Source organism: Rhodospirillaceae bacterium (assembly GCA_016712715.1).
Lineage (GTDB): Bacteria > Pseudomonadota > Alphaproteobacteria > Dongiales > Dongiaceae > Dongia.
On the sequence record JADJQM010000012.1, the window covers coordinates 21,151 to 31,875 of the forward strand.

General features: G+C 62.9%; 13 protein-coding genes. All 13 read right to left on the reverse strand.

All coding sequences use genetic code 11. From position 1 onward, the window contains the following. Window positions 1-756 (reverse strand): hypothetical protein, encoded by a 756-nt coding sequence (locus IPK59_23390; GenBank protein ID MBK8161561.1) that lies wholly within the window; start codon window positions 754-756, stop codon window positions 1-3. Window positions 757-821: 65 nt separating this feature from the next. Next, entirely contained in the window at window positions 822-1,733 is a 912-nt protein-coding gene (locus tag IPK59_23395) for a Mu-like prophage major head subunit gpT family protein (protein ID MBK8161562.1), read from the reverse strand. A 15-nt stretch (window positions 1,734-1,748) separates the two neighbouring features. After that, on the reverse strand, window positions 1,749-2,345 hold the full coding sequence (locus tag IPK59_23400; protein MBK8161563.1) for a hypothetical protein: 597 nt from the start codon (window positions 2,343-2,345) through the stop codon (window positions 1,749-1,751). A gap of 21 nt (window positions 2,346-2,366) precedes the next feature. Then, window positions 2,367-2,837 (reverse strand): hypothetical protein, encoded by a 471-nt coding sequence (locus tag IPK59_23405; protein ID MBK8161564.1) that lies wholly within the window; start codon window positions 2,835-2,837, stop codon window positions 2,367-2,369. A 3-nt stretch (window positions 2,838-2,840) separates the two neighbouring features. Next, window positions 2,841-3,743 (reverse strand): hypothetical protein, encoded by a 903-nt coding sequence (locus tag IPK59_23410; protein ID MBK8161565.1) that lies wholly within the window; start codon window positions 3,741-3,743, stop codon window positions 2,841-2,843. Then, window positions 3,740-4,099, reverse strand: coding sequence for a hypothetical protein (locus tag IPK59_23415; protein MBK8161566.1), 360 nt, complete (start codon window positions 4,097-4,099; stop codon window positions 3,740-3,742). Before IPK59_23415 ends, IPK59_23410 begins: the two co-directional genes overlap by 4 nt. Next, window positions 4,096-4,326: a hypothetical protein gene (locus tag IPK59_23420; protein ID MBK8161567.1), complete on the reverse strand. Its 231-nt coding sequence runs from the start codon at window positions 4,324-4,326 to the stop codon at window positions 4,096-4,098. The genes IPK59_23415 and IPK59_23420 overlap by 4 nt, the downstream gene beginning before the upstream one ends. After that, window positions 4,323-6,434: a hypothetical protein gene (locus IPK59_23425; protein MBK8161568.1), complete on the reverse strand. Its 2,112-nt coding sequence runs from the start codon at window positions 6,432-6,434 to the stop codon at window positions 4,323-4,325. Before IPK59_23425 ends, IPK59_23420 begins: the two co-directional genes overlap by 4 nt. A gap of 38 nt (window positions 6,435-6,472) precedes the next feature. Beyond that, window positions 6,473-7,138 (reverse strand): hypothetical protein, encoded by a 666-nt coding sequence (locus IPK59_23430; GenBank protein MBK8161569.1) that lies wholly within the window; start codon window positions 7,136-7,138, stop codon window positions 6,473-6,475. 146 nt (window positions 7,139-7,284) lie between these two features. Next, on the reverse strand, window positions 7,285-7,929 hold the full coding sequence (locus tag IPK59_23435; GenBank protein ID MBK8161570.1) for a hypothetical protein: 645 nt from the start codon (window positions 7,927-7,929) through the stop codon (window positions 7,285-7,287). Beyond that, the gene (locus IPK59_23440; GenBank protein ID MBK8161571.1) at window positions 7,898-8,263 is read right to left on the reverse strand and encodes a hypothetical protein; all 366 of its coding nucleotides are present in this window, start codon (window positions 8,261-8,263) and stop codon (window positions 7,898-7,900) included. The genes IPK59_23435 and IPK59_23440 overlap by 32 nt, the downstream gene beginning before the upstream one ends. A gap of 138 nt (window positions 8,264-8,401) precedes the next feature. Beyond that, entirely contained in the window at window positions 8,402-8,803 is a 402-nt protein-coding gene (locus IPK59_23445; GenBank protein MBK8161572.1) for a hypothetical protein, read from the reverse strand. A 1,121-nt stretch (window positions 8,804-9,924) separates the two neighbouring features. Next, window positions 9,925-10,095, reverse strand: a complete 171-nt coding sequence (locus IPK59_23450) for a hypothetical protein (GenBank protein MBK8161573.1) — start codon at window positions 10,093-10,095, stop codon at window positions 9,925-9,927. Window positions 10,096-10,725: the final 630 nt, after the last annotated feature.

A 10,725-nucleotide genomic window follows, 5' to 3' on the forward strand; every position in this document is an offset into this window, starting at 1 on the left:
TTACCTCTCAATGATGATCGTGATGTAATCCAGCGACAGGATGTCGGCGCCGGTATCCGTGCACTCAATGCCGAACCCGACCGTCATCTCCGTGTCCGGGAGCAGGTCGCCAGACGTGGAGGACGTGACCGAAGCCGAGCCGGACGCCGTGATCGTGCCGTCAGCCGACTCGCGCCAGGCGTAGACCTTGTTGGCGCCGTCGTAATAGGCCGTCAGGATGACCCAGGTGTCGTCGGCCATCGTGCCGAGAGCGATCGAGACCTCGGTCGAGGCCGTCTTGCCGGCGACGAACTGCAGCGTGTCAGGCGTTGCGAGCGCGCCCCGGAACATGAACTGATCGGACGGTTCGGTCGCCGTCGCGTCATCGGCGGCAATGTGCATGCCGACGTGGAAGGCGTCCTTGTCGGCGTCCTCGACCTTCATGCGGACGCGCATCCAGGCCTTTTTGCCGGCCTGGAGCTTGAACGGTTCATGGACCGTCGTGTTGGTGGCCCACTGGTAGTTGCTCGAGTCGTTGGCGCTCGAACCGGTCTCTGTCGTGGCAACGCCGCCGTTGGCATCGGTCACGGCCAGAGCGACAGCCGTTCCGGTCGCATCGGCATGCCAACCGGTGACGCCGGCAGCCGAAATCGTCGCCGACGTGAAGTCGTCATGGAAGATGATGTGCTTGGTCGGATCGGGGACTGGCAGGGACGCGAGAACGTGGTCGGCGGGACGGTTGGTGACGCCGGAGGGATAGCGAACGGGTGCGGGCATTGGTCAATCCTTTCTGAGAGCGTTCCGAGGAACGGCCCCGAAGGGCCGCTCTCAGGGGTTGAGGATCAGGCGCCGGGCGTGCCGTAGACGCCACGGAAGTCCGTCCAGCCGACGCTGAAGCGCACCGAAGCCTTGGCCTTGGCGTTCTCCGTGTCGAAGTCGTTGTCCTGGCGGAACTCGGTGGCGCGACGGTTGAACCGCATCAGGCCGTTCGGCGCGTTGGTTTGCAGGAACCAGGCGTCAGAGTCGGTCAGGTAGTGGTTGATCACCGCACCGCCCTTGATGAGACCCATCGACTTGACGGCGTTGGTGTCGTTGTTGGCGGTGCCCGACTGCAACGTCGAATTGATGATGCGCTCGGCGTCGAAGGCCAGGGCCGGCGGCACGATCAGCTTCTTCGGCATGAGGCTGATGCGAAGCCCGCGCGAGTTCTTGGCCTCCATGATCTGGATGATCAGATCTTCGAGACTGGCTTCACTCAGGTCCGCCGCCGTCGCCAGTTCGTTCGACTGCGTGCCATCGACCGTGGGATGGTCCGTGGCGCACAGTTCCTTTGCATCGCCGCCCGTGTAGGATGAGTTGAACGCGCGGTTCAGCACGTTGGCCGCGACGATCTCCTCTGTCTGACGGATCGAGAACGCCAGAGCCTTGATGTGGCGCTTGGAGACGACCTCGTAGAGGTTATCATCCTGCTCGTCGCGGGTCACGATGTAGCCGAGCGCGTATGTCACATGTGTGTAGCGCTTGGTCGGACCCTGCGTCTCGCTGTCGTAGGACACCGAACCGCCTTGAGTCTTGACCGGGGCCAGGCCGAAGCCCGTGACCTCGGCATCTTCCTCGTAAGCCTTCTCGCTGCTCTCAGCGTCGAAGATCTGCGACCACTCTTGCGGGTGCTCGGAATACTGCCGGCCCCAGAAGGCGCGCATGCCCGGCCACAGCGCTTTGGGATGATTGCCGGTGGTGATAACGCCTGCCATGTCACGATGCTCCTGTTAGATGCCCGCGACCTGATTGGCGCGCTGATGACGGTTGATGCGAACGAGCCACTTGGCGTGCTCGCCGATCTCGTTGTCGATGCGGTTCTGGAACCCGACGATCTGGAGATCGAGCGTGTTGGTCGTGGCCTCGGTGGCGTTGTTGAGTTCGACGCCGCTCTTGCCCGTCGTTGCATTGCCGGCCGCAACGACGAAGTTGGCATTCAGGCCAATGTCGTTGGCCGTCAGCGCAGTGCCGCCGGAGACCTCCTGAATCTCGAACAGGAGGTTCGGGTCGTCCGCGACGTAGAGGATGCGCTGCGTCGAAGCCGCGCGATGCACGGTCGCGTCACGACCGCCCACGCCGGAGCCGAGCGTCGGATCGACACCGACGACCACGCCGACGATCACGTCGCCGGTCGCGGCTTGATCCACGTCCTGATAGATCACGCCATCGATCGTCTGGGCCGTGCCGGAGATGATGACGGGATCTCCGATGAAGATCGCCGTGCCGTCGCCGGCAGCAGTCGAGTAGGCATTGACGGCACCCGTGTAGGGAGCGCCGCTCATGTACCGAACGGGCTTGAGCCCGAACGGCGTGTCAGTGTTCGCCATGTGCGTTGTCCTTGTGAGGAGTTACGAGCGTCCGCCGTTGCTGATGGAGATGCCACCAGCGGGGACGTATGCGGCCGGACCCGAAAGCCCTTCGGGCGATCTGGCCTCACCGCGCTTGATCGATTTCTCGGTTTCGTCGATCTCGGCCTGTTCCTTGGCCTTGTCCTCGACGTAGTAGTGCTTCAGCTTCCTCAGAAGGACTGCCTTCCGGCCACGCCGGTCCACGATACGCTCGACCCCCGACCCAAGGGCTTTGTCCTTGGCCTCACGGTTGCCGTCACCCGTCACGACTTCCCAATCGTCCGTGACCGTCAACGCATGCACGCGGCCGGGCTCGTCGTTGACCCACCGATACGTGTAATTCGGGTCTTTCTCGAACGAGACACTGAGATTGCGGCGCCGGCCCGGCCCCAAGTCCTCGCGGCGTCGGCGCTGTTGCCTCTCTACCTGCTGCCGAGCGGATTGGGGACGTTCGTTGACGATCTGGTTCATGGGTTAGACGCCCTCCTGGGCATAGTATTCCTTGGCGTAGTCATCGAGATTTTTGAAAAGGCCCTGCTGCACGAAGCGCATGCCTTCCTTGCGCGCTTCCGGCGGCAGATTGGACGAGCCAGCCCTCCGGCCGTTGCTCGACGACACGCGGCTACCGCCTTCGACCTGGGCACCACGCGGCGCACCGCCGAAGCGATCGGCGTAGCGTTCCTGCTTGATGTAGCGTTCGGTCGCGGCCAGGTTCTCGGCCAGCGACAGATGCGGGCGCTCCTTCTCGAGCTTGCGGGAATAGCCGGCCGCTGCTGCGGACAGCTCGTCGTCACTCTGAAACCACGGGTTGCGCGCCATCCAGTCCGTGACCTCGACAGGCGGCTGGCCGTTCTGCCGTTGCGGCTGCTGTTGCTGGCGGGGATCGCCAACCACAACCTCGCGGATGTTGCGATCGTGGAGGTCGATTGCCTGCCGCTTGTCGCGCGAGAGCTGGTCGAACCGCGCAACGTCGGCATTCGCCGTTGCTTCGCGCATCGCGGCGTCATAGGCCGATTCGATCTGCTCCCGCTGGCGCTGGAGAGCCACGCCGCTCGCCCGCGTCAGCATGTCGATGCGCTGCTGGAAATCCGAGTTCATGCGCTCGATTTCGCGCGTCGTACTGCGAAGACGCTCGCGAAGGATCGGAAGCTCCTCTTCGCCGCGCCTCACAAACTCGCCGGCATCGCGCCAGTTCTCGGCCGGGCCTCGAAACTGATCTTTCGGAACCCAGCCCATGGCACGGGCACGGGATTCCGTATCGTCGCCGTGCTGGCCATCAGTTCCCTGACGCTCGAACGTGCCGCCCGTGTTGGCCGGCGGTGCGGATTCGCCCGGGACGGTGACGCCCTGGCCTTGGCCTTCCTGTTCGGTGCTCATGTGCGCACCGCCACGACATCCTTGTCGTTCATCAGGCGGTATTCCACGCCGTCCTTGCCGGTGATGTTGAGGCCGGAATAGCGGGCGAGCACCACGGCATCGCCAACCTCTGGCTTGCGCGAGCCTGCCGGCCATTGCTCATAGCCGAACGCCAGCGGCGACATGCGGACGATCATGCCTTCCATGGTAGCGTGCTGGTCGCGTTCCTTGGTCTCGTCGGGCTTCAAGAGCTTGAACCCGCTCTTGAGCTGCACATAGCCGTCCTCCTGCTTCGGACGGACGAGAACCTTGTATTCGATGGGCTCGATCCCTGACGGGTTCTCCTCCACCTTTCGGAGTGTAGCTGTCTTGCTCATTCCAATGCTTCCTCGATCTTGATTGCTGTCACGCCCCTGATTTGCTCGAGCGTCCTGGCTCTCTCACGCAACCTCGCGAGAACGACGGCATCTGTCTGGCCGGCGCCCCATGAGGCATTTACCCAAAGCGTCTTGGCTTCCATCTCCCACACTTCGCAGGCCCGCATCATGGCCTCAGTCATGGGATTCGCCATCCATTCCTCGAAGGCGTCTCGATCGATCTTCACGGCTGCAACGGCATCCCGTCGCCGGGCATGGCATCACCTGATGCCGCCATCTCGGCCATGATTTGCTCCATGACCTCGGGCGGAGGCATTGCGCCACCATCGGGCATTGGACCGCCGGCCATCGGCATCGGGCCTTCCGGCATCATCGGCGGGGCGCCTCCACCCATATCCATCGGACCCATTGGGGGCATAGGGGGCATAGGGCTCGGACCACCCGGCATCATTCCGCCCGGTCCGCCGAACTGCGGCATCACCACCGGCATCGGCGCCGTGATCGGCTGCATGATCTGCGCCCGCGTAGCCTCGGCCTCGACCACGGTCTTGACCGTCTGCGCTTTCTTGAGATCAATACCCGCCTTGGCGTCTTCCTCGGCAATGGCCTGTTGCGGATTTGGCGCAGGCGGCACGAGGATTTCCTCGATCTGATCGACGCGCGCCGCCTCGAGAGCACGCTTGGTCGCGGCGAACCCGTTGATGTGCGGGTTGCCGGCCTTGAACTCCTCCATGATCAACTGCGCCTTGGCCATGCGCTGCATGTCGGTCAGTGTGGCCGGGTCGGCGGTCGGCATCACGTCCAACTCGCCCATGTAGTCTTGCGACGAGACCTGAACCGGCGTGTCGAGCAGGGCGACGTACTTCGGCACGTTGAGCGTGGCCTTGTTGATCTCGAAGACGAGCTTGTATTCCTGGCGCAGCGCCCGGAAGATGCGCTTGTAGATCGCCGTGAAGACCTTGAGGCCCTGCTCGATCATGGCCATGGTCGCCGTCGCCGTCTGATTGCGCGGCATGTCACCGACGAGGATGTCTGGAATTGCGGCGATGTCCTTGCCGGCGTCGATCATCAGCGACAGAAGCTCAAACAGCGTCTTGCTCGGGCCGGGGTGCTCCATGCTGTAGATGCCGGCGCGCAAGTCCTGTGCCGCCGTCTGGACGGTGCGATATTCGCCGGGCTTGAAACCGATCTTCGACTTGCCGCGCCCGAGATCCACGCCCGACGCGATGAAGCCGCCGCCCGCGTTCTGTAGCGTGCCGGCGTCCATCATCTGGTTGATCGTCGTGTCGATCACATCGGCCAGGGGCTCGAGCAGCTTGCCGAACCCGATGTCATAGAAGCCGCCTTCCGGGTCGGGAATGAAGGGTATCTTGACCCAGTATTTCTTGCGCGGGATCGAGACGATGCGACCGCGAATCTCATCAACCTTGATCTCCTCGGGCCGGAACCCGGCCGTCATCCGAACCACGGCCTGCGTCTTCTCGTGAACGGTGACAATCCACGGCTCGGCTAGGCCGTCGCCGTCGCTGTCCCAATACCGATATTGCTCCAGGAATGTGTGCGGCGCGTCATCGTCGCCCGAATCGTCTCCGCTACCCTCGATCTTTGCTGCCTCGAGGTATCGGCCATCACGCTGGCGTTCGGCGATCTCATGCGGGTAAAGCGTGAAGACGTGCGTAATGCGTGGCGTGGTGTCGAGGCTCTTGGTCTTCTGGTTGACGACCAGATCGAAGGCACTCACGAGGTCGGAGCAGGCGCCGGCCGGCTTCGTGCCATCGGGATAAACCTTCTTGAAGACGCACCCGATGATGGGAAGCTGATGCAGCGCCGTGTCGAGGTCGCTCTCCCAATCCTCCATTTCATAGAGGAACTGGTAGCTCATGTGCTGCGACACGCGATCAGCCGCCGCCGCCTTGAGCCCGTTCGGATCGTACCCCATCACCTGGCACTTGACGATGCGCGGGCCATCGACGATCGCGGGATAGGCGCGGGCTGCGAACTGCAACGATGCCGTCGTCAGCATCGGGAATTTGACGTTGGACGCGCCATCCCATGGTTCGGACTTTGACTCGCGCTTCTGGCGGGCCATGTCCATTGCGCGGCGGGCGCTGTCTTCCCAATCCGACCGGGACTCCTTGTCGATCTCGTACTCGCGCACGACCTGCGGGCCGAGATTGCTGATGTCCTCGGGCTTGAAGGCCTCGGCCGCATTGCCCATGCTCGCGATCTGGCGAAGGGCCTGAAGATGCGCCTGAAGCTGCATGATGTGCGGAGGCATCATCGGGACGACGTTGTTGAACGCCATCGGGTCGGGCTGCATGCCGCCGTCATCCATCATGGGATCGAGGTCGAGTGCCGCCTCGGTCGGGTCAATCAATAGCCTGTGCTCCTGTTGCGGGTCGCCCGGCGATACTCTCGATCATCCTCGTCGAGATAGGGCGCGGTCTTGGCCATGCGCATCCCGGTCATGATCAGGTAGCGCGTGGCGTCCATGAGATGGTCGTTTTCCTTGACGATCTTGCCGTCTTCGTTGCGGCGGTAGATGCGGACTTCGCCGAGCCAGTTGCGCAACGTCCGAAACACCTTGAGGCGTCCCGAGACCAGACGCTGGTAGACCGCGTGAATGCCGGCTTCGACTGCGTTGTCGGCGTCAACGAGGTTGAGCTTGAGCTTACTGTACTCTTCACGCAGCTTGCGACCGTCGATCTGGCCGCTACCGGCGCTCGCCGGGTCGATCGCGCCGTAAATCCAATCGCCTTGGGCCGTGATCGCCGATGCGTGCACAGCCGGCGCAGCCTGGCCCATGTAGTGCTCTGCGTAGAGGTACACCGTGTCGCTATTGCGGTCCCAAGCACCCCAGATCGCCGCCGTTCGGTTCCATCCAACGTCGAGTCCGTAGGCTCGGGGCCAGAACTCCGGCAACTCGAACGGCTCGCACAGAAACACAGACTCTGGCACCGGGTAGATGACGCCGGCACCCAAGACCGGGATGCCCTTGGTCCGCGCCTCGCGCATGTGAGGCTGCATGGCATCGAGCATTTGGGCCTTGGTGGCTTCCGTGAGATGGGGAACATCATCCCAGGTGGCCTGGACACAAAGGCGGGTCAGCGCAAATCCTTTCCAGACTTCCAAGCCGCGCTGAGCAAGTTCAATTCCACCCTGGCGCGGCAACGAGGAATAATTTTCTACTGCGGCGCCATCTCCGGCAGGAACTTCAACGCCACCTTGGACAACCCGTTCAGCGGCGTGAACGTGCAGAGCATCAAGCCGTTCTCTTCGCCGGGCACCGTGGCCGTCAGGCGAAGCAGGACTTCCTCGTAAACGTCGATCGGCGGTTCTTCGTCCAACCAGCCGAGGTCTTTCTTGGTGCCCTGGAACTTCGCGCGGCCCTGATCGTAGGACTTGAAGCCGACCTTGCTGATCCCGCCCGTGACGTGGCGCACCCGCAGCGTGTCGAACGCCCCGGATATACCCCGCTTGGTGCTCGGCTTGCCGACGATCAACTCGCCTGGCACCATGCCTGTGCCGAGTTCACCGTCACCACCTTCGCCGCCAATGCCAGTCAGCGCGACTTGAATGACATCGCGTGTCGTCTCGCTCGTGTCGCCGGCCACCCAGGCGTCAATGGGTCGATCGAACCGCCGGCCGCGCCACCAATCAGGATATTTCCCCGTCAGGTGAGCCGTCGTCTCGTAGGCACCAACGCCCCAGGTCTTGCCGACGCGGTTTGCCGCCATCATGCAGCGCTCGAGATGTTCCGCGCCGCCCGCGAAAAACTGCATGTGCTTCTGATACAGTTCACGCCTTAGCGCTCCCGTCTCCGGGTACATGCTCGAGAACTTGCGCCGGGCCTTCCGGCGTTCCCGTTCCTCCAAGAGCGCCAATAGCTCCCGCTTTTCGTAGGAGGTGAGCGAGTCGAGATTCAACCTGCTCATCGGGAAGCTTGACGTTGAAGTCTCCAGTGAGGTCGAGCTTGTCTCCATAGCGTTTCGAGTTCTCTTTGCCGGCCTGCCACTTCTCAGCGTCGATGATGACGCGGGCCTCGTTAGCGCCGAGCGTTCCTGCTTTCACTTCCTCGGCAATGTCGTCGATGCGCTCGACCCTGGCGTCCGCCCTGCGTTCACGCGCACGCGCGTACTGGTCGGAAAACGTCTCGTCATCCATAAGCCATTCAAATATCGTGTCTTTGTTTGGCATCCCTTCCTGGCGGCAACATTTCCCGACGGAGAGACCCGCAGCGATCCCACGCAATACCCGCCCTTGAATGTCTTTCCTCTGTTCTGGGGAGTAGGCCATTGGTGGTTAGGCTGCCACCCTACGGTTGAGCCTATTGGCGACGGATTCAGCGGCGATCATGAGGCGAGAGGGAGCGGGAGTGATGTGCTCACGGGTGGGCGGTCCTTGAGAAAGCGGCGTCGGGGTTACTGTCCCGCGCGCCGAGTTGGCCTCAGGGAGAACGTCGGGGCCCTGCTCCTCGCGGCGATACATGCCGGCGATGAAGAAGCACAGGGCGGGCAATCCAGTGCCGGCGATGGCCATGGCGATGTTGGCGGACTGCTCAGTGCTGGCCTCGATCGTCTTGCTGGGCTCCAGCGAGCCGAAGCCGACGAGGGCGACGGCCTTGGCCAAGAACTGGTTCTGGTGTACCACGGCGCTGGACTTGTGCTCGGTGGCGATGGCCTTCTCACGAGCCGAGGCGAGCACCTTCTTCGTGGCCTCGATCTTTTTGGTCAGTTCCGACTTTTCCTCGGCAATGGCGATGCGGGCAGCAAGCTCGTCGCGCTCCTTGGTGCGGGCGAGGCATTTGGCCTTGCAGCCACCCCGAGCGGCCTCTTGCTCAATGGCAAGGTTGGCGCTGGCTAGCTGGGCACGGAGAGCGTCGGCGGTGACGGTTGCGGACCAGGCGTTAGCGGCCTCGAGTTCAGCGAGGCGCTTCTCCCACAGGATCAGGCTGGCCTTGCCTTCCTTGACCCGTCTTGACGCTGGTCATAGCGGACGTTGGCCACGCCTGTCGTCTCGATGTTGGATCCACGAAGGCCGGCGGTGTAGCCGGCGTGACTGTAGAACTCGATCGCGAGCAGCGGGGCGCAGATCAGGGCGATGGCGATGCCGGAGCCATACTTGCCTTCCTGCCAGCCTTATAAGCGGCTTCCGGGCCGAAGGCGGCAACGAAGGTGAGGCAGGCGGGAGAATGCGGCGTGCTTGATGCTGACCTCGGCGCCGAAGCTCCACGACATAAAGCGGCGGCGACGATCAGGACCACGACGCCGATACGCGCCCACTACGGCCGGTAGGGATTGAGGCTGCCGAGCATGGCAGCGATGGAAGCGCTCGAAAGCGCCAAAGGCGGTCTTCATGGGGCCTCCCAGTGGATCACAGGCGCCGGATCGACGTGCGGGTAGAGCGCAACGGCGCGATCCATGAGGATGTGCAGGACGCCGGACAGGGGGACGTCATAAGCCTTGAGGAAGACAGCAGGTCACAGAGGAGCTGGTCTAGCCCGTCGGTTTCGGCTTCGGTCATCGAACGTGCGCGAGCGATAGCGACAGCAGCAAGCTCAACGACGCTTGCCCGAACACTGATGAAGCCGCCGAGCTTGAGGCCGGCGGAAATGGTAAGGGCAAGGGCTGCGAATGAGCAGTGGTGCCGAGAGTGGCACGGACTTGGTCGATGTTCATGGGCTCAGGCGTAATTCGCCATGGGCTCGGCTATGCGGGCTGGAGGCTGCGTCGGCGTGCTGAAAACGCTGCTAACGGCCTCGTCCGTCACAACGTATAGCTGATTTGCGCCACAATTTGCTAGTGGCACAAATGCACTGTTGATAGCTATGCGGCCTCGACCGGAATCAACATCGACCGCGACCTCGGTAGCTTGCCGAACAGCTCTACGATGGCGATCACCTTTGCCGGCTTCCACGAGTTGACGACGGCCGGGATCCCAGCGAACGGACCTCGCTTGATGAACACCTTTTGGCCGGTCTCGATCTTCGCCGACACACCCTGAGCTTGTAGAGCGGGCGCTCGATGGCGGCGATGGCGATGCGATCCTGTGGTAACAGGGCAGGCGTGCCGTCAAAGCTGATGAGCCAGCGCACCCAGACGAGCCGCAGCGCCTGCCAGGTACGTTGTCGAAGCCGGCGACGACGTGGCCTTTGCGGCGCCGGCCGATTTGCCGGCACCATCTTGCCCGCCCTCTGCGCCACTCCCATTCGCCGGGGACGATAGTGCCCGGCCCCGAGCTTGATCATGTCCTTTTGAACCTGCCACTCGATGTGTGATACGTTCGGCTTCCCGTCCTCCCCAATGCGAGTCGGGGCTGTGCCGATGGTACGAGGCGTTGCCGATCTTGGTTGTCTCCCTGTTCTGAGGGGTGGCGAGGTAGAACATCCCCAATGTGCGAGTGAGATCAGAAGGCGAGTGCGGGCGGGTGGTCATGGCGCGTCCTTCAGTTTCCACAGGAGGCGAATCCGCTTCGCGCCCTTGGAATCAAAATGAGCGCTCTGTGACCAACGTCATCCATCAACTCCATCCGCGCGCAGCCGGTAGAACAGATCGACGCTGGAATTAGGTTCTTCCACCCGATGTGGTCCGCAATCTTCCGCGCGGATGGAAGATCGCCAGTATCGG

Coding starts and splice junctions, on each gene's coding strand:
- IPK59_23390 (MBK8161561.1), bottom strand. CDS start 756: ATGCCCGCACCCGTTCGCTATCCCTCCGGCGTCACCAACCGTCCCGCC.
- IPK59_23395 (MBK8161562.1), bottom strand. CDS start 1,733: ATGGCAGGCGTTATCACCACCGGCAATCATCCCAAAGCGCTGTGGCCG.
- IPK59_23400 (MBK8161563.1), bottom strand. CDS start 2,345: ATGGCGAACACTGACACGCCGTTCGGGCTCAAGCCCGTTCGGTACATG.
- IPK59_23405 (MBK8161564.1), bottom strand. CDS start 2,837: ATGAACCAGATCGTCAACGAACGTCCCCAATCCGCTCGGCAGCAGGTA.
- IPK59_23410 (MBK8161565.1), bottom strand. CDS start 3,743: ATGAGCACCGAACAGGAAGGCCAAGGCCAGGGCGTCACCGTCCCGGGC.
- IPK59_23415 (MBK8161566.1), bottom strand. CDS start 4,099: ATGAGCAAGACAGCTACACTCCGAAAGGTGGAGGAGAACCCGTCAGGG.
- IPK59_23425 (MBK8161568.1), bottom strand. CDS start 6,434: ATGGATGACGGCGGCATGCAGCCCGACCCGATGGCGTTCAACAACGTC.
- IPK59_23430 (MBK8161569.1), bottom strand. CDS start 7,138: ATGCTCGATGCCATGCAGCCTCACATGCGCGAGGCGCGGACCAAGGGC.
- IPK59_23435 (MBK8161570.1), bottom strand. CDS start 7,929: ATGTACCCGGAGACGGGAGCGCTAAGGCGTGAACTGTATCAGAAGCAC.
- IPK59_23440 (MBK8161571.1), bottom strand. CDS start 8,263: ATGGATGACGAGACGTTTTCCGACCAGTACGCGCGTGCGCGTGAACGC.